Origin of the sequence: Flaviflexus equikiangi, from assembly GCF_014069875.1 — a bacterium.
GTDB lineage: Bacteria > Actinomycetota > Actinomycetes > Actinomycetales > Actinomycetaceae > Flaviflexus > Flaviflexus equikiangi.
In genome coordinates this window covers 1,748,267-1,773,177 of sequence record NZ_CP059676.1, presented here as the reverse complement: position 1 = coordinate 1,773,177, position 24,911 = coordinate 1,748,267, and the positions used below count along the sequence as shown (strand labels likewise).

12 protein-coding genes and 6 rRNA genes are annotated in these 24,911 nt (G+C 59.2%); 15 read left to right on the top strand and 3 right to left on the bottom strand.

Going from position 1 to position 24,911, the window contains the following annotated elements; translation table 11 throughout:
• Positions 1-11: 11 nt before the first annotated feature.
• Positions 12-1,436, top strand: coding sequence for a sensor histidine kinase (locus H2O75_RS08210; protein WP_220462719.1), 1,425 nt, complete (start codon positions 12-14; stop codon positions 1,434-1,436).
• 78 nt (positions 1,437-1,514) lie between these two features.
• On the opposite strand, the gene H2O75_RS08205 is transcribed toward H2O75_RS08210, so the two are convergent.
• Entirely contained in the window at positions 1,515-1,763 is a 249-nt protein-coding gene (locus tag H2O75_RS08205; RefSeq protein WP_182170690.1) for a WhiB family transcriptional regulator, read from the bottom strand.
• 145 nt (positions 1,764-1,908) lie between these two features.
• Between H2O75_RS08205 and H2O75_RS08200 the strand changes: the two genes are divergently transcribed.
• The gene (locus H2O75_RS08200) at positions 1,909-2,307 is read left to right on the top strand and encodes a hypothetical protein (protein WP_182170686.1); all 399 of its coding nucleotides are present in this window, start codon (positions 1,909-1,911) and stop codon (positions 2,305-2,307) included.
• A gap of 7 nt (positions 2,308-2,314) precedes the next feature.
• Here H2O75_RS08200 and H2O75_RS08195 read toward each other — a convergent pair whose 3' ends face one another.
• On the bottom strand, positions 2,315-3,004 hold the full coding sequence (locus tag H2O75_RS08195) for an SOS response-associated peptidase (protein ID WP_182170683.1): 690 nt from the start codon (positions 3,002-3,004) through the stop codon (positions 2,315-2,317).
• Positions 3,005-3,098: 94 nt separating this feature from the next.
• Here H2O75_RS08195 and ligA point away from each other — a divergent pair, with 94 nt between their 5' ends.
• Positions 3,099-5,477, top strand: coding sequence for an NAD-dependent DNA ligase LigA (ligA, locus tag H2O75_RS08190; protein ID WP_182170680.1), 2,379 nt, complete (start codon positions 3,099-3,101; stop codon positions 5,475-5,477).
• 10 nt (positions 5,478-5,487) lie between these two features.
• On the opposite strand, the gene H2O75_RS08185 is transcribed toward ligA, so the two are convergent.
• On the bottom strand, positions 5,488-6,747 hold the full coding sequence (locus H2O75_RS08185) for a phospholipase D-like domain-containing protein (RefSeq protein WP_182170677.1): 1,260 nt from the start codon (positions 6,745-6,747) through the stop codon (positions 5,488-5,490).
• A gap of 84 nt (positions 6,748-6,831) precedes the next feature.
• Here H2O75_RS08185 and gatC point away from each other — a divergent pair, with 84 nt between their 5' ends.
• From gatC to H2O75_RS08125, 12 genes are all read left to right on the top strand, one after another.
• Entirely contained in the window at positions 6,832-7,131 is a 300-nt protein-coding gene (gatC, locus tag H2O75_RS08180) for an Asp-tRNA(Asn)/Glu-tRNA(Gln) amidotransferase subunit GatC (RefSeq protein ID WP_182170674.1), read from the top strand.
• A complete protein-coding gene (gene gatA / locus H2O75_RS08175; RefSeq protein ID WP_182170671.1) occupies positions 7,128-8,627 on the top strand; it encodes an Asp-tRNA(Asn)/Glu-tRNA(Gln) amidotransferase subunit GatA in 1,500 nt (499 codons plus the stop codon). The genes gatC and gatA overlap by 4 nt, the downstream gene beginning before the upstream one ends.
• Positions 8,627-10,114, top strand: coding sequence for an Asp-tRNA(Asn)/Glu-tRNA(Gln) amidotransferase subunit GatB (gatB, locus tag H2O75_RS08170; RefSeq protein WP_182170668.1), 1,488 nt, complete (start codon positions 8,627-8,629; stop codon positions 10,112-10,114). Before gatA ends, gatB begins: the two co-directional genes overlap by 1 nt.
• Before the next feature lie 403 nt (positions 10,115-10,517).
• Positions 10,518-12,047, top strand: a 16S ribosomal RNA gene (locus H2O75_RS08165).
• 308 nt (positions 12,048-12,355) lie between these two features.
• Positions 12,356-15,442, top strand: a 23S ribosomal RNA gene (locus H2O75_RS08160).
• Positions 15,443-15,565: 123 nt separating this feature from the next.
• A 5S ribosomal RNA gene (rrf, locus tag H2O75_RS08155) occupies positions 15,566-15,682 on the top strand.
• Together the 16S, 23S and 5S rRNA genes form the textbook arrangement of a ribosomal RNA operon.
• Positions 15,683-15,898: 216 nt before the next feature.
• A complete protein-coding gene (locus H2O75_RS08150) occupies positions 15,899-16,429 on the top strand; it encodes an acyltransferase family protein (RefSeq protein WP_182170665.1) in 531 nt (176 codons plus the stop codon).
• Entirely contained in the window at positions 16,426-16,809 is a 384-nt protein-coding gene (locus H2O75_RS08145; protein WP_182170662.1) for a hypothetical protein, read from the top strand. The genes H2O75_RS08150 and H2O75_RS08145 overlap by 4 nt, the downstream gene beginning before the upstream one ends.
• 1,363 nt (positions 16,810-18,172) lie before the next feature.
• Positions 18,173-19,702 (top strand): 16S ribosomal RNA (locus H2O75_RS08140).
• 308 nt (positions 19,703-20,010) lie between these two features.
• A 23S ribosomal RNA gene (locus H2O75_RS08135) occupies positions 20,011-23,100 on the top strand.
• A gap of 123 nt (positions 23,101-23,223) precedes the next feature.
• A 5S ribosomal RNA gene (gene rrf, locus H2O75_RS08130) occupies positions 23,224-23,340 on the top strand.
• A 218-nt stretch (positions 23,341-23,558) separates the two neighbouring features.
• The gene (locus H2O75_RS08125) at positions 23,559-24,617 is read left to right on the top strand and encodes an acyltransferase family protein (protein ID WP_182170659.1); all 1,059 of its coding nucleotides are present in this window, start codon (positions 23,559-23,561) and stop codon (positions 24,615-24,617) included.
• Positions 24,618-24,911 lie beyond the last annotated feature (294 nt).

Below are 24,911 nucleotides of genomic sequence, written 5' to 3'. Positions count from 1 at the left end.
CACTTTCCAACATGATAAAGCAGGCGGGGACCTTGACGAGCGACGAGATTGAGCACATCCATCATCTCGCCGGTGACTGGCATCCCCTAGCCGATGTCTCCTTTTCCGATCTCTTCCTCATCCTCCAGACGAACGATGGGGGGAGCATCATCGCTGCCCACTGCCGTCCAGCAACCGCCGCAACGATCGAAGACGACGACGTTGTGGGAACAGCGGCTCCAGCCGAGGTGAATGATGAGATCCAGCAGTGCTTCGCCACCGGGGAGCGGCGCAGCTTCAACGGTGAGGGGCTCAAGTTCCAGTTCGTGCCGGTCGCTCCCAAGTCAGGGAAAGTCATTGCCGTGCTCGCGGTGGTGACGATGGCGGTGGCGGACCGGGTGCCCGATCAGGTCCAGACGAATTACACGACAATCACCGACTCGCTTCTGTCGATGATCTCCCGCGGCGAATTTCCGGCCGAGGACGCCCCATCGAACTTCCGGCACGGCACCCCCAGGGTCTCCGATGGTCTCATCCATCTCGACGCCGACGGCGTCGTCCTGTATGCCTCGCCCAACGCCAGCTCAGCCTTCCATCGCCTCGGCGTCCCCCGGCTCCTGCCGGGTACCGTCCTCGCCGAAACCGTCACCGTCATCATGGAGTACTCGACAAGCGTCGACGAGATGCTCCCGGTCGTCATCATGGGGCGCGGAACGTGGATCACCGAACTGGAATCCCGCGGCGTGGTCGTGTCGCTCCGTGCCATTCAGCTCACGGACAGGGGTGTCCGCACCGGCGCTATGCTGCTGTGCCGGGACGTGACGGAGCTTCGTCGTTCAGAGCGCGAACTCATGACGAAGGACGCGATGATCCGGGAGATCAATCACCGTGTGAAGAACAATCTGCAGACGGTCTCGGCTCTCCTGAGGCTTCAATCCCGCAGGACGACCGACCCTGGAGCGAAGCAGAGCCTGGATGATGCTCAGCGTCGTATCTACACCATCTCGATGGTGCATGAGGCTCTCGCGCGGACCGGTGCCGACACGGTCGACTTCGATGAGACCTTCAGCCGGCTCATGAGGCTCGCCGCGGGAGTCGCGGCAACGGGCCAACAGGTGCGGACCACGTTCGAGGGCTCCTTCGGCAAAGTCCATGCCGAAGAGGCGACATCGCTCGCGGTGGTGCTCAACGAGATCGTGACCAACGCGGTCGAGCACGGCCTGAAGGGCCGCGATGGCACGATCACGGTTCGAGCGGAGCGGGACAACGACCAGCTCGACATCCTCATCGTCGACGACGGCGTGGGGATCAAGTCCGGAGAGCGCGGCAGCGGGCTTGGAACCCAGATCGTCGAAACGATGATCAAGTCTGACCTTTTGGGGAGCATCTCCTGGAATCCCGGAGACGAAGGCGGGACCGTCGTCAAGGTTCATGCGCAGATGAGGAAACGCGACTAAAAAAGCGGGACTAGGAAAAGGAGGAGAGGCGACCAGATGGTCGCCTCTCCTGTGCCGATTCTCAGCCGCTTATATGTTCTAGGAGGCTCTGCGTGCTCGTGCCGTGCGGCGCTTGAGCGAACGGCGCTCCTCTTCGGACATGCCGCCCCACACGCCAGCATCCTGGCCTGTCTCGAGCGCCCACTTGAGGCACACATCGCGGACGTCGCACCTGTGGCAGACAGCCTTCGCCTGCTCAACCTGAGCGAGAGCGGGACCGGAGTTGCCGATCGGGAAGAACAGCTCGGGGTCCTCTGTCAGACATGCTGCGCGATGGCGCCAATCCATAGATAATCGTCTCCTTATGCCGACGAATCAAACGTCGGATGAACATCTAGTTCATTACCTTGTCACGCGGATCGCGAACGGTAAAGGGTTTTGAGGGGAGTCCCTCCGGTGCTGTCTGTCACAGGCTCCCAGGTAGTATGAACGCATGCGCGAACGGAATCTGATGCGGACCGAAATCCTTGCCGCCCTTGGGGTAGCCCTCGAAGCGCTCCTCCTCGGAGCATGGTCGATAACAGTGCTGGTCTCGGGCCTGACGGGGGAGCGTGTCGTCACCCAAGACGGCAGCGAAACGACCCTTGGCGCCTTCATGTTCGTCGTCGCACTCATGCTTGCCGGGATCTCGTTCGCGGTCTGGCGGGAGGTCCGGTGGGCGACAGGCCCCGCCATCACCCTCCAGGTCCTCCTCATCGGCGGCGCCGTCATATCGACCGACTTCCTGTCACTCCCGATCATCACGATCATCATTCTCTACGCGATCGCCGTGTCCCTTGCTCTGATCAAGATCCGTCGCGCACAGTTCCTTGACGGACCAGAGGCGATCTGACCAACGTTCAGCACACGACCCGGTCCGGTGGAATCTCCACAATATTCTCGGGGCCGTTGACCCCCACCCTGCCCACGTCTGGGGCGACAGGGCGAGCCGCAAGAGCAGGATCGGGATGGGACAGGATCTCGAGAGCCGAGTCGACGTCCTCCGCACAGGGGTCGAGCCATGGCGCGAAGTCGTCACGGTCGAGGATAACCGGGATGCGGTCGTGAATGTCCGCCAACTGGTCGGCCGCACGAGTCACGATCGTCGTGCTCAGCAGCCACTCGTCTCCGTCCTTCCACCAGGCATAGAGGCCGGCGAAGGCGAGCGGCAGACCGTCACGCCTCGAGATGAAATACGGCTGCTTCCTCTCCCCGTCACGCTTCCACTCGTAGTATCCGTCGGCGGGCACGAGGCAGCGGCGCTTCTTCAGCGACGGGGCGAAAGAACGCTTCTCGGCAATCGTCTCCGCCCGCGCATTGATCATCTTCACCGAGAACGACGTGTCCTTCGACCACGGTGGAACGAGACCCCAATGAGCGAGATGAGCCTCCCTCGTCTTGTCGGGGCGCTGCACGATGATGGGAACACCTGTCGTAGGGGCAACATTCCAGTTCGCAGGACGTTCCGCGACAGCATCGGTGATGAGGTCAAGGTCGAACAGGCCCGGCTGCTCATCGAGCCTCGTGAACGTCGCATATCGGCCACACATACGCATACTCTAATGGAGTCGAGAGATGAAACGCAGAGCAAGCTCGGCCCTCCGCCGCGAAGCCCGCTCGAACCGTTGGCGCTAAGCTAAGCCCGTGACCACGCACGAATTCTCGGAAGCTCTCGCCCGCTGGCAGGAGCTCGCAGACATCCTTGCCCCAGCCCAGGCCGCCTACTACCGGGACGAGCGAGGCGAATCGCCGATCTCCGACGCCGAATACGACAGCCTCATGAGGGAACTGAGGGGACTCGAAGAACAGTACCCGCAGCTCAACACCCAAGACTCTCCCTCGCGCAATGTCGGCAGCGTGATCGATGAGGGCGCTCGCGGTGTCGAGGGCTCGGACTCTCCTGCCGCGTTCTCGCCCGTCGTCCACCGCGAACGCATGTATTCCCTCGAGGATGCGTTCGACACGGCCGAGGTCAGGGCATGGTTCGAGCGGGTGGCCCGCGAGGAGGGAACGGATGCCTTCTCGATCGATGTCGTCTGCGAGGCGAAGATCGACGGTCTGGCCGTCAACCTCCGCTACGAAGATGGGGTCCTCGTGCAGGCGGCGACTCGAGGGGATGGCACGACAGGGGAGGATGTGACGGCGAATGTGCGGACCATATCGGCCGTTCCGGAGAAGCTGAGCGGCGCTGGATGGCCGAGCCTCATCGAAGTTCGCGGAGAGGTCTTCATCCCGCTGGAGGAGTTCGCCGTGTTCAACCGCAGGCTCGAAGAGGAGGGCGTGAGGCAGTTCGCCAACCCCAGGAACGCGGCCGCCGGTTCGCTGAGGCAGAAGGATCCCGCGGTCACTGCGACACGTCCACTGTCCTTCATCGCCCACGGCATCGGAGCGGTCGAGGGCACGGGAGTGGATGATGGTGATCAGGCGGAGGTCTACGAGCGTCTCGCCTCGTGGGGGCTGCCGGTTTCCCCATACACGGAGCGCGTCAGCGGGCTGGATGAGGCGCTGGCCTACATCGAACGTCTGGGAGAGCGCAAGCGGTCCCTGATCCACGGTGTCGACGGTGCGGTGATCAAGGTTGCCAGCAGGGCCATGCAACGAGAACTGGGGCATACCTCGCGGGTGCCGCGATGGGCGGTGGCATACAAGTATCCTCCGGAGGAGGTGCACACCAAGCTTCTCGATATCCGCGTCCAGATCGGCCGCACGGGGCGGGCGACTCCGTTCGCGATCATGGAGCCGGTTCTCGTCGACGGGTCGACCGTCTCGCAGGCAACGCTCCACAACCCTTCGGAGGTGGCACGCAAAGGCGTCCTGTTGGGCGACACTGTCGTCCTGCGCAAGGCAGGCGACATCATCCCCGAGGTCGTCGCACCCGTCTATGTGTTGCGCACGGGAGAGGAGAGAGAGTGGGTCATGCCATCCCACTGTCCCGACTGCGGTTCGCTCCTGGCTCCCAGCAACGAGGGAGAAGCGGACTGGCGGTGCCCCAACACCCGTTCCTGCCCGGCCCAGCTGACGGAGCGTCTCGCCCACGTGGGGTCGAGAGGAGCTCTCGACATCGAAGCGCTCGGAGCCGAAACGGCCCTCATGCTGACGAACCCCGATGCGAGACGACCGGCGGCCCTAGCCGCGCTCATAGCGGGACGAACACTCCTCATCGACGGCAAAGCCGTCACCCTCGACAGCAGGGCTGGACAGGCCGCGATCGCGGAGCACGGGGAACCGGCACCGGGCGAGACGAATCCGGATCTGCTTGCTGCGCTCGGGATACCGCCCGAGCAGAAACCGGTCCTCGAGAACGAGGCAGGCCTGTTCGACCTGACGGCGGACGATCTCAGGGACGTCTACGTCTGGAGCGAGCGAAAGGTCAAGGGCGTCTTCGAGGGCGACTACCGCTATGCGAGAGCCGCGTGGACGAAAGAGATCGTCAAGGGCGGGGTCGTCACGAAGGAATCCGTTCCGTCGAAGACGACCGAGCTGCTCCTGCGAGAGATCGATGCCGCGAAGTCGAAAGAGCTGTGGCGCAAGATCGTTGCCCTGTCCATCCGCCACGTCGGACCAACCGCCGCACGAGCGCTCGCTGCTCGTTTCGGCTCCCTTGATGCGATTGTGGAAGCCAGTGTCGACGATCTCGCGCAGACCGACGGTGTCGGCCGAGTCATCGCCGAGTCTGTGACCCGCTGGTTCGAGATCGATTGGCACCGCGACATCGTCGAGCGGTGGAGAGCGGCAGGGGTGTCGTGGGAGGACGACGCGTCCGAGGAGCTGCCTAAGACTCTGGAAGGACTCACCATTGTCGCCACCGGGAGCCTGGAGAACTACACGCGCGACTCCGTCAAGGAAGCGATCCTTGCGCGTGGCGGCAAAGCATCCGGGTCCGTCTCCAAGAACACGGACTATGTCGTCGTCGGCGCCAATGCCGGGTCGAAGGCGACGAAAGCGGAAGAGCTGGGCGTCACCATTCTCGATGAGGAACAGTTCACCGCTCTGCTCGAGGCCGGGCCCGGCGCGCTGACCTGATGATCTGACTTTAGAGGATGACACCGAGTGGACGGAGGATCCTCTCGAGCACTCGGGCGAGTCGGTGGCGGTTCTCCCACTCCTCGCTCGTGAGCTCGCGCGAGTTCGTGAGGTCGAGGTGGAAGATCTTCTCGAGCTTCTCCGCGAGCGAGGCGGAATAGATCTCCACATTGATCTCGTAGTTCCCGCGCATGGAGAGGGCGTCCAGGTTCGCAGTGCCGACTGTTGACCACTCCCCGTCGACCGTCATCGTCTTCGAGTGCACCATCGCGCCCTGATAGAGGAAGATGCGCACTCCAGCGTCGAGGAGACCCTTATAGGATGGTCTGCCCGCCCAGTCCGCGACGATGTGATTGGAGTATTCGGGGATGAGGACCCTGACATCAACCCCACGAGCGGCGGCCGCAATCAAGGCTTCCTGCAGATCCCTGTCCGGGATGAAGTAGCCCATCGTGATCCACGCATGCGACCCTGCCCTGTCGAGTGCGCCGAGATAGAGGGACCTGATCGGGTAGGAGAGGCGAACGGGGAGATTCTGCACGGCGCGCACGCGGGAGTTCCACTCGGGGGTGCCGCGATCAGTGAGGCGCTTCTCGCCTCGGGGGCGATGAGCGTTCCACATGTCGACGAACGCATTCTCCAGCTCCCACGTCTGTGGCCCTGTGAGCCGCACGTGAGTATCACGCCAATGATCGGCATAGAGGCTGCCGATGTTGTAGCCGCCCACGAAAGAGATCTCCGAATCCACAATGAGGAGCTTCCGATGATCGAGGCCCGAGTGCCGGATAAAACCGGTCATGCGGCCCGGCTGGACAAACGGAAAGCGCAGCACGTGAAGGTTGTCGATCTCAGGGAAATGTCGGAACCGTGGATCCTGGTTGAGATTGCCGAACACGTCCACGATGACGTAGGTCGCCACGCCGCGTTTCGCTGCCGCGATGATCGCCTCACGGAAGGCGATGCCGACCTCGTCGGCCTTCCAGATATATGTCTCGAAATAGACGGACGTCTGGGCCGAGTTGATGGCGTCGAGCATATCGGCGTAGAGATCGCGCCCGAACGTATAGGTCGTGACTTCCGTATTCGCCACATCAGCATGCTTGGGCATGAAGTGGGGAAACTCCCCCGTGGGCGGCTCGCGACGCTTGCGCCTCTCATCGACCGCCGTCACCACACTCACGGCGGCGACCTGGAGCGCGAAGGACACGGTGAGTCCAACCTTGATGCCGTGCCACAGACGACCAACTGACGGCATGGGGAGTCTTCTCATGCACCGAATTGTACGTGGCGCCACGTGCTCCTTGTTACGGAACGTTGGATCACGCCACTGCGGCACGCGTATTAGACTGTCACCATGTCGTCTATATCTACCGCCGAGGTCGCCCGCGTGGCGGCACTCGCCCGCATTGCCCTGACCGAGGAGGAGATCGAACGCTTCTCCGGCGAACTGGCCGTCGTGGCCGACGCAGTAGCAGCAGTCTCCGAAGTCGCTACCCCCGATATTCCCGCCACGTCGCACCCGATTCCGCTGACGAACGTCATGCGCGACGACGTAGTCGTCGACTGCCTCGACCCGGCAGAGTTCCTGGCGCAGGCACCCGCGAGCGAGGACGGCAAGTTCCTCGTTCCCCAGATCCTTGGGGAGGAAGCATGAACGGCCTGCTTCTCAAGTCCGCCACAGAGCTGGCGGATCTCCTCGCGGCGGGAGAGATCACCTCGGTTGAACTCACCCGGGCAAGCCTCGATCGAATCAGGGAGCTCAACCCGACGATCAACGCTTTCCTCCATGTCGACGAAGAAGGGGCACTGGCAACAGCCCGCGATGTTGACGCCCGGCGTGCCGAGGGCGAAGCGCTCGGCCGTCTCGCCGGCATTCCGATCGCCATCAAGGACAACCTCGTCATGAAGGGCGTACCCACGACGTGCGGCTCGAAGATGCTCGACGGCTGGCGTCCGCCCTACGACGCGACGGTCGTGACACGCGTCCGTGAAGCAGGCATGCCCATCGTCGGCAAGACAAACATGGACGAATTCGCCATGGGCTCCTCGACAGAGTATTCAGCTTTCGGTGCGACCAAGAACCCGTGGGATGTCGAACGGATCCCGGGCGGCTCAGGCGGCGGCAGCGCCGCGGCAGTCGCGGCATTCATGGTTCCTCTCGCGCTGGGCTCTGACACCGGCGGCTCCATCCGTCAGCCCGGCTCCGTCACGGGTACGGTCGGTGCGAAGCCGACCTACGGGGCAGTGTCCCGTTACGGCCTCATCGCCATGGCTTCCTCCCTTGACCAGGTCGGCCCCGTCGCGAGGACGGTGGCGGATGCTGCCGCCCTCCAAGAAGTGATCGGGGGGCACGACGAACTCGACTCGACGTCGCTCGACGCACCCGTCCCTCATCTCGAGGATCTCGTCAACGCGGTCGGTGCGGACCGTATCAAGGGCATGAAGATCGGTGTCGTCGAACAGATGATGACCGACGGCTTCGAGCCGGGAGTGCGATCCGAGTTCGAAGCGGCAGTCGATCGTCTCGAGGCAGCCGGGGCCGAGATCGTCACAGTCTCCTGTCCTTCGTTCGAATATGCTCTTGCGGCGTACTACCTGATCATGCCAGCCGAGGTCTCATCGAACATGGCACGTTTCGACGGCATGCGCTTCGGTCTTCGCGCCGAGCCCGAGTCGGGCCCCATCACGGCCGAGCGTGTCATGGCGGAAAGCCGCGGACAAGGCTTCGGTGACGAGGTGAAGCGTCGCATCATCCTCGGAACCCACGTCCTGTCGGCCGGCTATTTCGATGCCTACTACGGTTCGGCGCAGAAGGTCCGCACGCTTGTCCAACGTGACCTCGAGCAGGCCTTCGCCTCGGTCGACGTCCTCGTGACCCCGACATCGCCCACGACGGCATTCAAGTTCGGGGAGAAGATCGACGACCCGATGGCGATGTACCTCAACGACCTGGCCACGATTCCCGCGAACCTGGCCGGCATTCCCGGCATCTCCGTGCCCTGCGGCCTCTCGGAAGGCCTGCCGGTCGGATTCCAGATTCTCGCACCCGTTCACCGAGACGACCTCATGTACGAGGTGGCCGCCGCGGTCGAGGCCGGCGCCGGGGATATTCCAGGCTCGTGCCCCGCCAAAGATTGGAAGGACAACTGATGTCTCAGCTACTCGAATTCGACGAGGTCGCCCAACGTTTCGACCCCGTTCTCGGCATCGAAGTCCACGTCGAGCTGGGCACGAAGACGAAGATGTTCGACGGCGCGCCCAACGAGTTTGGCGGAGCCCCGAACGCACACGTGACGCCCTCTTCTCTCGGCCTGCCGGGATCGCTCCCGGTCGTGAACCGAAAAGCGGTCGAATATGCGATCAAGATCGGCTTGGCACTCAACTGCTCCATCGCCGAATCCTGCCGCTTCGCCAGGAAGAACTACTTCTATCCCGACCTGACGAAGAACTTCCAGACCTCCCAGTTCGATGAGCCGATCGCCTTCGATGGTTGGGTGGATGTCAAACTCGACGACGGCGAGACCGTGCGCGTCGAGATCGAGCGCGCCCACATGGAGGAGGACGCGGGCAAGAACAGCCATGTCGGCGGCAATGGTCGGATCCAGGGTGCAGACTATTCCCTCGTCGACTACAACCGTGCCGGTGTGCCCCTCGTCGAGATCGTCACCCGCCCCATTCCCAACGTGGGAGATCGCGCCCCCGAGGTCGCGGCGGCATACGTTCGTACTCTGCGCGACATCTTCCGGGCCCTCGACGTGTCCGAGGCTCGCATGGAGCGCGGCAATGTCCGTGCCGACATCAACATCTCCCTCCGCGATAGTCCTGAATCCCCGCTGGGGACCCGCACCGAAACGAAGAACGTCAACTCGTTCACGGCAATCGAGCAGGCCGTGACGTACGAGATGAGGAGACAGGGCACCATCCTCAGCCAGGGCGGCACCATCGTCCAGGAGACGCGTCACTTCCATGACGAGGACGGCAGCACATCAGCGGGCCGCGAGAAGTCGGATGCTGAGGATTACCGCTACTTCCCCGAACCGGATCTCGTTCCCGTCGCACCGTCGCGCGAATGGGTCGAGGAGATCCGTGCTTCCCTGCCCGAGTTGCCGCACGCCAAGCGTGATCGGCTTCAGAAGGAGTGGGGACTGTCCGACCTCGAGCTCCGCGATCTCGTCAACGCGCAAGCGCTCGATATTGTCGAGGAGACAGTCAAGGCGGGCGCAACTCCGCAGGCCGCCCGCAAATGGTGGTCGGGTGTCATCGCCCGCTACTGCAACGAGCAGGGCATCACGCTCGACGAAGCACCTGTCACGGCCGCGGACATCGCCGAGCTCGATGGACTGGTCCAGTCCGGAAAGCTGAACGACAAGCTGGCACGCCAGGCCCTCGAGGGCACCCTTGCAGGGGAGGGCACTCCCGCACACGTCGCGGCAACCCGCGGGCTGGAGATCGTCTCCGACGATTCGGCCCTCGAGAAGGCAGTCGATGAGGCGATGGCAGCACATCCCGATGTTGTCGAGAAGATTCGCGGCGGTAAGACCCAGGCGGCTGGCGCTCTCGTCGGTGCAGTCATGAAGCTGACGCGGGGCCAGGCCGACGCCGCAAAGGTTCGGGAGATCATCCTGTCCCGCATCTAACCCGGCGATCGCAGCGAAAACGGAACCCTCCGGGGTTCCGTTTTTGCTGTTTCTGGGGTGTTTGTGCTGGTGGGGGTGGGTTGGTGTTGAGGGTCACGTGGTTGTGGTTTGACGGGGTTGGTTGTGGGGGCCTAGATTTATCAAGTTGCTTCCGGCGAGTTCGGGAGGGATGCCTCTGGGCTTGTGGGTCTGGTTGGGTGTGGGTGGTTCGGATCACATGGTTTGAATTTGTCTGGCTCGGCTGGGTGTGCTAAGGTAGAGAGGTTGCTCCGCGAGAGATTGTTGTTTGATGGTCTTTGGCTGTGGGTTGCTGGTTTTGAATCTCAATAGTGTGTCGTTTTTTATTATTTGATTGATTTTGTTTTGTTTTTTATGGAGCTGTTTCAGCTTTTCTGTAAAGGTTTTTACGGAGAGTTTGATCCTGGCTCAGGACGAACGCTGGCGGCGTGCTTAACACATGCAAGTCGAACGATGATGCTCACAGCTTGCTGTGGGTGGATTAGTGGCGAACGGGTGAGTAACACGTGAGTAACCTGCCCCCTTCTTCGGGATAAGCTTGGGAAACTGGGTCTAATACCGGATATTCAACTTCTGTCGCATGGTGGTTGTTGGAAAGATTTATTGGTGGGGGATGGGCTCGCGGCCTATCAGCTTGTTGGTGGGGTAGTGGCCTACCAAGGCGTCGACGGGTAGCCGGCCTGAGAGGGTGACCGGCCACACTGGGACTGAGATACGGCCCAGACTCCTACGGGAGGCAGCAGTGGGGAATATTGCACAATGAGCGAAAGCTTGATGCAGCGACGCCGCGTGAGGGATGACGGCTTTCGGGTTGTAAACCTCTTTCGGCAGGGAACAAGTCCAGGTTTTGGCCTGGTTGAGGGTACCTGCATAAGAAGCGCCGGCTAACTACGTGCCAGCAGCCGCGGTAATACGTAGGGCGCGAGCGTTGTCCGGAATTATTGGGCGTAAAGAGCTCGTAGGCGGCTTGTCGCGTCTGCTGTGAAAACGCGGGGCTTAACCCCGCGCTTGCAGTGGGTACGGGCAGGCTTGAGTGTAGTAGGGGAGACTGGAATTCCTGGTGTAGCGGTGGAATGCGCAGATATCAGGAGGAACACCGATGGCGAAGGCAGGTCTCTGGGCTATAACTGACGCTGAGGAGCGAAAGCATGGGGAGCGAACAGGATTAGATACCCTGGTAGTCCATGCCGTAAACGTTGGGCACTAGGTGTGGGGACCTTTGGTTTCTGCGCCGTAGCTAACGCATTAAGTGCCCCGCCTGGGGAGTACGGCCGCAAGGCTAAAACTCAAAGGAATTGACGGGGGCCCGCACAAGCGGCGGAGCATGCGGATTAATTCGATGCAACGCGAAGAACCTTACCAAGGCTTGACATACACTGGAAGACTGCAGAGATGTGGTTGCCTTCGGGCTGGTGTACAGGTGGTGCATGGTTGTCGTCAGCTCGTGTCGTGAGATGTTGGGTTAAGTCCCGCAACGAGCGCAACCCTTGTCTCGTGTTGCCAGCATTTAGTTGGGGACTCACGAGAGACTGCCGGGGTTAACTCGGAGGAAGGTGGGGACGACGTCAAATCATCATGCCCCTTATGTCTTGGGCTTCACGCATGCTACAATGGCCGGTACAGAGGGTTGCGATGTCGTAAGGCGGAGCGAATCCCTTAAAGCCGGTCTCAGTTCGGATTGGGGTCTGCAACTCGACCCCATGAAGTCGGAGTCGCTAGTAATCGCAGATCAGCAACGCTGCGGTGAATACGTTCCCGGGCCTTGTACACACCGCCCGTCACGTCACGAAAGTTGGCAACACCCGAAGCCCGTGGCCCAACCTTTTTGGGGGAGCGGTCGAAGGTGGGGTTGGCGATTGGGACGAAGTCGTAACAAGGTAGCCGTACCGGAAGGTGCGGCTGGATCACCTCCTTTCTAGGGAGAATTTTTTCCCGAAATCCATGCGATCATGTCACGCCTGCGTTTGTGGGTGGTGGTTGTGTGGTGGCGATGTTCCTGCCGATGGGATAGTGGGTGGCGCCTGCTTGAATGGTTGCTCGGAATGGAATCGGTTGTGTGGTAGGAAACGGCATGCTGTTGGGGTTTGGGGTTAGCAGCCCTGGTTGCTCTGTCATGTGGGTGCACTGTTGTGGTGTGTTTGTGTGATGTGGGTGGGTTGTTTGGTAACTGTATAGTGGACGCGAGCATCTTTGGTTTGTGTGAATCGAAGAGTTCTTTAATGTTGTGAATTTTGTAGGGGCGTTCGGTGGATGCCTTGGCACTGGGAGCCGAAGAAGGACGTTGTAGCCTGCGATAAGCCTCGGGGAGTTGGCAAACGAGCTGTGATCCGAGGGTGTCCGAATGGGGAAACCTGGCCCACGTTATGGTGGGTTACCCGCACCTGAATGTATAGGGTGTGTGGGGGGAACGCGGGGAAGTGAAACATCTCAGTACCCGCAGGAAGAGATATTCCGTGAGTAGTGGTGAGCGAAAGCGGATGATGGCTAAACCGTGTGTGTGTGAGAGCTTACGGGCGTTGCGCATGCGGTGTTGTGGGAGCGTGTTTTCGGCCCTCCGTATGGGGTCGGGATGGTAGTGGTGTGATAGTTGAACCTGGTGGGAAACAGGGCCGTAGACGGTGAGAGCCCGGTAGACGAAATTGTGCTGCTATATCTGATGCGCCACCCAAGTAGCACGGGGCTCGTGGAATCTCGTGTGAATCTGCAAAGACCACTTTGTAAGCCTGAATACTCCCTAGTGACCGATAGTGAATAGTACCGTGAGGGAATGGTGAAAAGTACCCCGGGAGGGGAGTGAAATAGTACCTGAAACCGGGCGCCTACAATCCGTCAGAGCCTCCTTTGTTGGGGTGATGGCGTGCCTTTTGAAGAATGAGCCTGCGAGTTAGTGGTGTGTGGCAAGGTTAACCCGTGTGGGGTAGCCGTAGCGAAAGCGAGTCTGAATAGGGCGTTTGAGTCGCATGCTCTAGACCCGAAGCGGGGTGATCTACCCATGGGCAGGGTGAAGCACGTGTAAGAGCGTGTGGAGGCCCGAACCCACTTCAGTTGAAAATGGAGGGGATGACCTGTGGGTAGGGGTGAAAGGCCAATCAAACTCCGTGATAGCTGGTTCTCCCGAAATGCATTTAGGTGCAGCGTTGCGTGTAGCGTGCCGGAGGTAGAGCTACTGGATGGCTGATGGGCCCCACCGGGTTACTGACGTCAGCCAAACTCCGAATGCCGGTTACGTATTGCGTGGCAGTGAGACTGCGGGGGATAAGCTTCGTAGTCGAAAGGGAAACAGCCCAGACCATCGGTTAAGGCCCCTAAGCGTGTGCTAAGTGGGAAAGGATGTGCAGTTGCAGTGACAACCAGGAGGTTGGCTTAGAAGCAGCCACCCTTGAAAGAGTGCGTAATAGCTCACTGGTCAAGTGATTGTGCGCCGACAATGTAGCGGGGCTAAAGTACACCGCCGAAACCATGGCAATGAAACATTCGTGTTTTGTTGGGTAGGGGAGCGTCGTCATCGTGGTGAAGCCAGGGCGTGAGCGTTGGTGGAATGGTGACGAGTGAGAATGCAGGCATGAGTAGCGAAAGACGGGTGAGAAACCCGTCCGCCGAATGACTAAGGGTTCCAGGGCCAGGTTAATCCGCCCTGGGTTAGTCGGGACCTAAGGCGAGGCCGACAGGCGTAGTCGATGGACAACCAGTTGATATTCTGGTGACCGGCGAAATACCGTCCAATGCTGAGGTGAGGGATACTAACCATCCAAACCATCACGTCTTCCTTCGGGTTGGTGTGGTGGTGCGCGTGGGACCTGATCTTACGGTAGGCAAGCGTATTAACAGGGGTGACGCAGAGAGGTAGTACCGCGTGTCTTATGGCTTGGCACGTTTAAGGACGCAGCCCGTTTCCTAGGCAAATCCGGGGAACGTGAAGGGTGAGGTCTGATGATGACCCCTTGATTGGGGGAAGTAGGGTGATCCTGTACTGTCTAGAAAAGCCTCGACGCGAGGTATGAGCCGCCCGTACCCGAAACCGACACAGGTAGTCAGGTAGAGAATACTAAGGCGATCGAGAGAATCGTGGTTAAGGAACTCGGCAAAATGCCCCCGTAACTTTGGAAGAAGGGGGACCTGAACCTTGAAACCCCATGCGGGTTAGGGGTGAGGGTCGCAGAGACCAGGGAGAAGCGACTGTTTATCAAAAACACAGGTCCGTGCGAAGTCGTAAGACGATGTATACGGACTGACGCCTGCCCGGTGCTGGAAGGTTAAGAGGACTGGTTAGCATACTTTGTGTGCGAAGCTAGGAATTTAAGCCCCAGTAAACGGCGGTGGTAACTATAACCATCCTAAGGTAGCGAAATTCCTTGTCGGGTAAGTTCCGACCTGCACGAATGGCGTAACGACTTCTCCGCTGTCTCAACCACGAACTCGGCGAAATTGCACGACGAGTAAAGATGCTCGTTACGCGCAGCAGGACGGAAAGACCCCGGGACCTTTACTATAGCTTGGTATTGGTGTTCGGTACGGCTTGTGTAGGATAGGTGGGAGACTGTGAAGCATTCACGCTAGTGGGTGTGGAGTCATTGTTGAAATACCACTCTGGTCGTATTGCACATCTAACCTCGGACCATGATCTGGTTCAGGGACAGTGCCTGGTGGGTAGTTTAACTGGGGCGGTGCCTCCTAAATGGTAACGGAGGCGCTCAAAGGTTCCCTCAGCCTGGTTGGTAATCAGGTGGCGAGTGCAAGTGTACAAGGGAGCTTGACTGTGAGACTGACAAGTCGAGCAGGTGCGAAAGCAGGAACTAGTGATCCGGCGGTGGCTTGTGGAAGCGCCGTCGCTCAACGGATAAAAGGTACCCCGGGGATAACAGGCTGATCCTGCCCAAGAGTTCATATCGACGGCATGGTTTGGCACCTCGATGTCGGCTCGTCGCATCCTGGGGCTGGAGTAGGTCCCAAGGGTTGGGCTGTTCGCCCATTAAAGCGGTACGCGAGCTGGGTTCAGAACGTCGTGAGACAGTTCGGTCCCTATCCGCTGCGCGCGTTGGAAACTTGAGAAGGGCTGTCCTTAGTACGAGAGGACCGGGACGGACGAACCTCTGGTGTGCCAGTTGTACCGCCAGGTGCATGGCTGGTTGGCTACGTTCGGAAGGGATAACCGCTGAAAGCATCTAAGCGGGAAGCCTGCTTCAAGATGAGGTTTCCATCCAACATTCGTGTTGGTGAAGGCCCCCTAAAGACTATGGGGTTGATAGGCCAGATGTGGAAGCACTGTAAAGTGTGGAGCTGACTGGTACTAATGGCCAAATAATTCACAACACACAATTAAACGAGCTCTGAGTTCTCATGACTTTAGCGTGTTCGCGTCCACTGTATGGTTACCATTCAAACCACCCCGGTAACCCATAACACTATATGATCGTTATGCGACCCCAAAGTTTTGGCGGTGGCTATAGCGGTGGGGAAACGCCCGGTCTCATTCCGAACCCGGTAGCTAAGCCCACCAGCGCCGATGGTACTGCACTCGGGAGGGTGTGGGAGAGTAGGACACCGCCGCCATTCAACCCCGTGAGGCCCTCCACCCGGAGGGGCCTCACACGCATACCCAAAAATTCACCAGTCCAGCTCGGTCGTGGTTCTTACCGCGGCCTGGAGCGGCAGCGTGTCGCGTCCACCTGTATACTTCGGTGCCTCGACGTCGTTTGCCGCGTGCAAGGGGGCCCGATCTGCACCCCGCTGGTGACGAGGAATGGTCACGATTTCGAGGTACGACATATGGCGACAGTTGATAGCGCGCGGCGCGAGAGTTCTTCCCGGCTCTATTGGGCGGACACGGCAAAGGCGATTGCGGTCGTCCTCGTTGTTCTCTACCACGTATCGCCGATAGCTCTTGTGTGGCTGGTCGACGGAGAGAGCCGAGGCGAGGCACTTATCGGTGAGATGAGCCGAGCTCTGCTCCCGGTCCGGATGCCGCTGTTCTTTTTCGTCTCTGGCCTTCTTGCGGTCAACGCTTTTGCCCGCCCATGGCGGGCGGTGCTCCAGAAGCGCGTGATCAATCTGCTGTGGGTGTTCGTCCTCTGGACGGTTCTCTACGCATTCCCCTATGCGTATAGTGCTGCTGCGGAAGACGTCGAGGATATCTTGCGCCGCGCACTGCTGTGGGCGGTCAACCTCTCGGGAGCCTATTGGTTCCTGCCGATGCTGGTCCTGATGTTCGTCGCCATGAAGTTGACACAAAGCGTCCATCCACGATCGTTCTCGCGGCGGCACTCGTGCTCCGCTTCGGGGCCGGTAGCATCCCGGTGACAGAGAACATCTTCCTCGAGGACGTCCGAACGACCGCCTACCGATTCTGTATGTTCTTCATCTGGTACGCCGCGGGGGCCTGCGCGACGTCGTTGGTGCCGTCGATCGTCAGTCTCTCGAGGATCCTATGGGTTCCCTTGATTCCGCTGTTCGGTGCGCTGACGTTCGTGACCCGGCAGCCAGCAATCGTCGCCGACCTGTCATTCGCGCTCAGCGTCGTCGGCATCATCATCGTCATCGGCATGGCGGAGCTGATCGCTCGTTCACCCCGGGGGCGGAAGGTCAGCCGCTATGTTGCGATGCGGACGCTGCCAATATATTTGCTCCACGCCTACATGATCGTGCTGTTGAAGTCTCGGGGCTCCGCCTGCCCGAACTGACGAGTGTCGAGGCAGCCCTTCTCGTCGCATTCATGACGGCCGGAATGACAGTTCTTTCTTGTCTTATCTGGGATCTTCTCCGCCCCCGAGCCCCGCTGCTCTTCCGTGCGCCTATGGTTCCGAACGAATCTCCGGCCCGCAGGTGATGGCACCGGAGCTCGCCGGATGGTTGGATTCCTGTTGGAGAGTCTGCTGGTGAGCGTGTTCCTACGGGTGCTTCAGTCAGCCGCTGAGCATCGCTCTTGAACTGCGATGCGTGCGGTGAGCGTGGCGGACAAGACTGGGGGACCAAAGATGGTTCCCTCGGTTGCGTCGACTATGCGGTGCTCCGGCGGCATCGACACAGACCAGCGCGAACCCGATAGGCTGCGGTGCCCACGCGCATAATGGCCTATCGGGTTCGATGCCCAACGGCCTCGGTCCCGCTCCGCCTCGTCGAGCCCGAGCACCGGGACACTGTGTTTACGTCGCCCACCTTTGATCTTTAGCGCGGACCGGGCAGAGGCTCCTATCGACAACCGAGCGATCTGGGCGATCGGACTCACCTAGAAGGACATGTGGTGAGTTCGGAACCAAGCCCGAAATCCGTACGGTCTCTCGCTCCCTCTCTCTCTCTCTCTCTCTCTCTTTCTTCATCCGAGGAAGAGAGCGGCATCAGTACCGCCGCTCGCCGGCCGTCCCAGGACTCTCCCCGGATATTCCACCGCTGCCAGCGGAGGTGCTCGAATGGGGAAGGCGTCGTGCAACGTGATCGTTCGCGATCCTCATGACACTGGACACAGTGAGGGATCATCTCCCCACGCTTACCGAGGCGACCGGGGCCGGCGATCCGTGCCATACGCGTCTGTCGGGTCCCGCTGCAGCCTTTCCGCCCCCATACTGCTGGTGATCTGGCGCACGAAACACTGCGGAAATAACGATCAACCAGCGCTGCCTAACTGACGGACGCGAAACTGTGAGCGTAAGAATCGTGCAGAAATGACCTGCTTTAAGGCGCGATTTCACGTCTTTCTGGGGTGTTTGTGCTGGTGGGGGTGGGTTGGTGTTGAGGGTCACGTGGTTGTGGTTTGACGGGGTTGGTTGTGGGGGCCTAGATTTATCAAGTTGCTTCCGGCGAGTTCGGGAGGGATGCCTCTGGGCTTGTGGGTCTGGTTGGGTGTGGGTGGTTCGGATCACATGGTTTGAATTTGTCTGGCTCGGCTGGGTGTGCTAAGGTAGAGAGGTTGCTCCGCGAGAGATTGTTGTTTGATGGTCTTTGGCTGTGGGTTGCTGGTTTTGAATCTCAATAGTGTGTCGTTTTTTATTATTTGATTGATTTTGTTTTGTTTTTTTATGGAGCTGTTTCAGCTTTTCTGTAAAGGTTTTTACGGAGAGTTTGATCCTGGCTCAGGACGAACGCTGGCGGCGTGCTTAACACATGCAAGTCGAACGATGATGCTCACAGCTTGCTGTGGGTGGATTAGTGGCGAACGGGTGAGTAACACGTGAGTAACCTGCCCCCTTCTTCGGGATAAGCTTGGGAAACTGGGTCTAATACCGGATATTCAACTTCTGTCGCATGGTGGTTGTTGGAAAGATTTATTGGTGGGGGATGGGCTCGCGGCCTATCAGCTTGTTGGTGGGTAGTGGCCTACCAAGGCGTCGACGGGTAGCCGGCCTGAGAGGGTGACCGGCCACACTGGGACTGAGATACGGCCCAGACTCCTACGGGAGGCAGCAGTGGGGAATATTGCACAATGAGCGAAAGCTTGATGCAGCGACGCCGCGTGAGGGATGACGGCTTTCGGGTTGTAAACCTCTTTCGGCAGGGAACAAGTCCAGGTTTTGGCCTGGTTGAGGGTACCTGCATAAGAAGCGCCGGCTAACTACGTGCCAGCAGCCGCGGTAATACGTAGGGCGCGAGCGTTGTCCGGAATTATTGGGCGTAAAGAGCTCGTAGGCGGCTTGTCGCGTCTGCTGTGAAAACGCGGGGCTTAACCCCGCGCTTGCAGTGGGTACGGGCAGGCTTGAGTGTAGTAGGGGAGACTGGAATTCCTGGTGTAGCGGTGGAATGCGCAGATATCAGGAGGAACACCGATGGCGAAGGCAGGTCTCTGGGCTATAACTGACGCTGAGGAGCGAAAGCATGGGGAGCGAACAGGATTAGATACCCTGGTAGTCCATGCCGTAAACGTTGGGCACTAGGTGTGGGGACCTTTGGTTTCTGCGCCGTAGCTAACGCATTAAGTGCCCCGCCTGGGGAGTACGGCCGCAAGGCTAAAACTCAAAGGAATTGACGGGGGCCCGCACAAGCGGCGGAGCATGCGGATTAATTCGATGCAACGCGAAGAACCTTACCAAGGCTTGACATACACTGGAAGACTGCAGAGATGTGGTTGCCTTCGGGCTGGTGTACAGGTGGTGCATGGTTGTCGTCAGCTCGTGTCGTGAGATGTTGGGTTAAGTCCCGCAACGAGCGCAACCCTTGTCTCGTGTTGCCAGCATTTAGTTGGGGACTCACGAGAGACTGCCGGGGTTAACTCGGAGGAAGGTGGGGACGACGTCAAATCATCATGCCCCTTATGTCTTGGGCTTCACGCATGCTACAATGGCCGGTACAGAGGGTTGCGATGTCGTAAGGCGGAGCGAATCCCTTAAAGCCGGTCTCAGTTCGGATTGGGGTCTGCAACTCGACCCCATGAAGTCGGAGTCGCTAGTAATCGCAGATCAGCAACGCTGCGGTGAATACGTTCCCGGGCCTTGTACACACCGCCCGTCACGTCACGAAAGTTGGCAACACCCGAAGCCCGTGGCCCAACCTTTTTGGGGGGAGCGGTCGAAGGTGGGGTTGGCGATTGGGACGAAGTCGTAACAAGGTAGCCGTACCGGAAGGTGCGGCTGGATCACCTCCTTTCTAGGGAGAATTTTTTCCCGAAATCCATGCGATCATGTCACGCCTGCGTTTGTGGGTGGTGGTTGTGTGGTGGCGATGTTCCTGCCGATGGGATAGTGGGTGGCGCCTGCTTGAATGGTTGCTCGGAATGGAATCGGTTTTGTGGTAGGAAACGGCATGCTGTTGGGGTTTGGGGTTAGCAGCCCTGGTTGCTCTGTCATGTGGGTGCACTGTTGTGGTGTGTTTGTGTGATGTGGGTGGGTTGTTTGGTAACTGTATAGTGGACGCGAGCATCTTTGGTTTGTGTGAATCGAAGAGTTCTTTAATGTTGTGAATTTTGTAGGGGCGTTCGGTGGATGCCTTGGCACTGGGAGCCGAAGAAGGACGTTGTAGCCTGCGATAAGCCTCGGGGAGTTGGCAAACGAGCTGTGATCCGAGGGTGTCCGAATGGGGAAACCTGGCCCACGTTATGGTGGGTTACCCGCACCTGAATGTATAGGGTGTGTGGGGGGAACGCGGGGAAGTGAAACATCTCAGTACCCGCAGGAAGAGATATTCCGTGAGTAGTGGTGAGCGAAAGCGGATGATGGCTAAACCGTGTGTGTGTGAGAGCTTACGGGCGTTGCGCATGCGGTGTTGTGGGAGCGTGTTTTCGGCCCTCCGTATGGGGTCGGGATGGTAGTGGTGTGATAGTTGAACCTGGTGGGAAACAGGGCCGTAGACGGTGAGAGCCCGGTAGACGAAATTGTGCTGCTATATCTGATGCGCCACCCAAGTAGCACGGGGCTCGTGGAATCTCGTGTGAATCTGCAAAGACCACTTTGTAAGCCTGAATACTCCCTAGTGACCGATAGTGAATAGTACCGTGAGGGAATGGTGAAAAGTACCCCGGGAGGGGAGTGAAATAGTACCTGAAACCGGGCGCCTACAATCCGTCAGAGCCTCCTTTGTTGGGGTGATGGCGTGCCTTTTGAAGAATGAGCCTGCGAGTTAGTGGTGTGTGGCAAGGTTAACCCGTGTGGGGTAGCCGTAGCGAAAGCGAGTCTGAATAGGGCGTTTGAGTCGCATGCTCTAGACCCGAAGCGGGGTGATCTACCCATGGGCAGGGTGAAGCACGTGTAAGAGCGTGTGGAGGCCCGAACCCACTTCAGTTGAAAATGGAGGGGATGACCTGTGGGTAGGGGTGAAAGGCCAATCAAACTCCGTGATAGCTGGTTCTCCCCGAAATGCATTTAGGTGCAGCGTTGCGTGTAGCGTGCCGGAGGTAGAGCTACTGGATGGCTGATGGGCCCCACCGGGTTACTGACGTCAGCCAAACTCCGAATGCCGGTTACGTATTGCGTGGCAGTGAGACTGCGGGGGATAAGCTTCGTAGTCGAAAGGGAAACAGCCCAGACCATCGGTTAAGGCCCCTAAGCGTGTGCTAAGTGGGAAAGGATGTGCAGTTGCAGTGACAACCAGGAGGTTGGCTTAGAAGCAGCCACCCTTGAAAGAGTGCGTAATAGCTCACTGGTCAAGTGATTGTGCGCCGACAATGTAGCGGGGCTAAAGTACACCGCCGAAACCATGGCAATGAAACATTCGTGTTTTGTTGGGTAGGGGAGCGTCGTCATCGTGGTGAAGCCAGGGCGTGAGCGTTGGTGGAATGGTGACGAGTGAGAATGCAGGCATGAGTAGCGAAAGACGGGTGAGAAACCCGTCCGCCGAATGACTAAGGGTTCCAGGGCCAGGTTAATCCGCCCTGGGTTAGTCGGGACCTAAGGCGAGGCCGACAGGCGTAGTCGATGGACAACCAGTTGATATTCTGGTGACCGGCGAAATACCGTCCAATGCTGAGGTGAGGGATACTAACCATCCAAACCATCACGTCTTCCTTCGGGTTGGTGTGGTGGTGCGCGTGGGACCTGATCTTACGGTAGGCAAGCGTATTAACAGGGGTGACGCAGAGAGGTAGCCACCGCGTGTCTTATGGCTTGGCACGTTTAAGGACGCAGCCCGTTTCCTAGGCAAATCCGGGGAACGTGAAGGGTGAGGTCTGATGATGACCCCTTGATTGGGGGAAGTAGGGTGATCCTGTACTGTCTAGAAAAGCCTCGACGCGAGGTATGAGCCGCCCGTACCCGAAACCGACACAGGTAGTCAGGTAGAGAATACTAAGGCGATCGAGAGAATCGTGGTTAAGGAACTCGGCAAAATGCCCCCGTAACTTTGGAAGAAGGGGGACCTGAACCTTGAAACCCCATGCGGGTTAGGGGTGAGGGTCGCAGAGACCAGGGAGAAGCGACTGTTTATCAAAAACACAGGTCCGTGCGAAGTCGTAAGACGATGTATACGGACTGACGCCTGCCCGGTGCTGGAAGGTTAAGAGGACTGGTTAGCATACTTTGTGTGCGAAGCTAGGAATTTAAGCCCCAGTAAACGGCGGTGGTAACTATAACCATCCTAAGGTAGCGAAATTCCTTGTCGGGTAAGTTCCGACCTGCACGAATGGCGTAACGACTTCTCCGCTGTCTCAACCACGAACTCGGCGAAATTGCACGACGAGTAAAGATGCTCGTTACGCGCAGCAGGACGGAAAGACCCCGGGACCTTTACTATAGCTTGGTATTGGTGTTCGGTACGGCTTGTGTAGGATAGGTGGGAGACTGTGAAGCATTCACGCTAGTGGGTGTGGAGTCATTGTTGAAATACCACTCTGGTCGTATTGCACATCTAACCTCGGACCATGATCTGGTTCAGGGACAGTGCCTGGTGGGTAGTTTAACTGGGGCGGTTGCCTCCTAAATGGTAACGGAGGCGCTCAAAGGTTCCCTCAGCCTGGTTGGTAATCAGGTGGCGAGTGCAAGTGTACAAGGGAGCTTGACTGTGAGACTGACAAGTCGAGCAGGTGCGAAAGCAGGAACTAGTGATCCGGCGGTGGCTTGTGGAAGCGCCGTCGCTCAACGGATAAAAGGTACCCCGGGGATAACAGGCTGATCCTGCCCAAGAGTTCATATCGACGGCATGGTTTGGCACCTCGATGTCGGCTCGTCGCATCCTGGGGCTGGAGTAGGTCCCAAGGGTTGGGCTGTTCGCCCATTAAAGCGGTACGCGAGCTGGGTTCAGAACGTCGTGAGACAGTTCGGTCCCTATCCGCTGCGCGCGTTGGAAACTTGAGAAGGGCTGTCCTTAGTACGAGAGGACCGGGACGGACGAACCTCTGGTGTGCCAGTTGTACCGCCAGGTGCATGGCTGGTTGGCTACGTTCGGAAGGGATAACCGCTGAAAGCATCTAAGCGGGAAGCCTGCTTCAAGATGAGGTTTCCATCCAACATTCGTGTTGGTGAAGGCCCCCTAAAGACTATGGGGTTGATAGGCCAGATGTGGAAGCACTGTAAAGTGTGGAGCTGACTGGTACTAATGGCCAAATAATTCACAACACACAATTAAACGAGCTCTGAGTTCTCATGACTTTAGCGTGTTCGCGTCCACTGTATGGTTACCATTCAAACCACCCCGGTAACCCATAACACTATATGATCGTTATGCGACCCCAAAGTTTTGGCGGTGGCTATAGCGGTGGGGAAACGCCCGGTCTCATTCCGAACCCGGTAGCTAAGCCCACCAGCGCCGATGGTACTGCACTCGGGAGGGTGTGGGAGAGTAGGACACCGCCGCCATTCAACCCCGTGAGGCCCCTCCACCCGGAGGGGCCTCACACGCATACCCAAAAATTCACCAGTCCAGCTCGGTCGTGGTTCTTACCGCGGCCTGGAGCGGCAGCGTGTCGCGTCCACCTGTATACTTCCGGTGCCTCGACGTCGTTTGCCGCGTGCAAGGGGGCCCGATCTGCACCCCGCTGGTGACGAGGAATGGTCACGATTTCGAGGTACGACATATGGCGACAGTTGATAGCGCGCGGCGCGAGAGTTCTTCCCGGCTCTATTGGGCGGACACGGCAAAGGCGATTGCGGTCGTCCTCGTTGTTCTCTACCACGTATCGCCGATAGCTCTTGTGTGGCTGGTCGACGGAGAGAGCCGAGGCGAGGCACTTATCGGTGAGATGAGCCGAGCTCTGCTCCCGGTCCGGATGCCGCTGTTCTTTTTCGTCTCTGGCCTTCTTGCGGTCAACGCTTTTGCCCGCCCATGGCGGGCGGTGCTCCAGAAGCGCGTGATCAATCTGCTGTGGGTGTTCGTCCTCTGGACGGTTCTCTACGCATTCCCCTATGCGTATAGTGCTGCTGCGGAAGACGTCGAGGATATCTTGCGCCGCGCACTGCTGTGGGCGGTCAACCTCTCGGGAGCCTATTGGTTCCTGCCGATGCTGGTCCTGATGTTCGTCGCCATGAAGTTGACACAAAGCGTCCATCCCACGATCGTTCTCGCGGCGGCACTCGTGCTCCGCTTCGGGGCCGGTAGCATCCCGGTGACAGAGAACATCTTCCTCGAGGACGTCCGAACGACCGCCTACCGATTCTGTATGTTCTTCATCTGGTACGCCGCGGGGGCCTGCGCGACGTCGTTGGTGCCGTCGATCGTCAGTCTCTCGAGGATCCTATGGGTTCCCTTGATTCCGCTGTTCGGTGCGCTGACGTTCGTGACCCGGCAGCCAGCAATCGTCGCCGACCTGTCATTCGCGCTCAGCGTCGTCGGCATCATCATCGTCATCGGCATGGCGGAGCTGATCGCTCGTTCACCCCGGGGGCGGAAGGTCAGCCGCTATGTTGCGATGCGGACGCTGCCAATATATTTGCTCCACGCCTACATGATCGTGCTGTTGAAGTCCTCGGGGCTCCGCCTGCCCGAACTGACGAGTGTCGAGGCAGCCCTTCTCGTCGCATTCATGACGGCCGGAATGACAGTTCTTTCTTGTCTTATCTGGGATCTTCTCCGCCCCCGAGCCCCGCTGCTCTTCCGTGCGCCTATGGTTCCGAACGAATCTCCGGCCCGCAGGTGATGGCACCGGAGCTCGCCGGATGGTTGGATTCCTGTTGGAGAGTCTGCTGGTGAGCGTGTTCCTACGGGTGCTTCAGTCAGCCGCTGAGCATCGCTCTTGAACTGCGATGCGTGCGGTGAGCGTGGCGGACAAGACTGGGGGACCAAAGATGGTTCCCTCGGTTGCGTCGACTATGCGGTGCTCCGGCGGCATCGACACAGACCAGCGCGAACCCGATAGGCTGCGGTGCCCACGCGCATAATGGCCTATCGGGTTCGATGCCCAACGGCCTCGGTCCCGCTCCGCCTCGTCGAG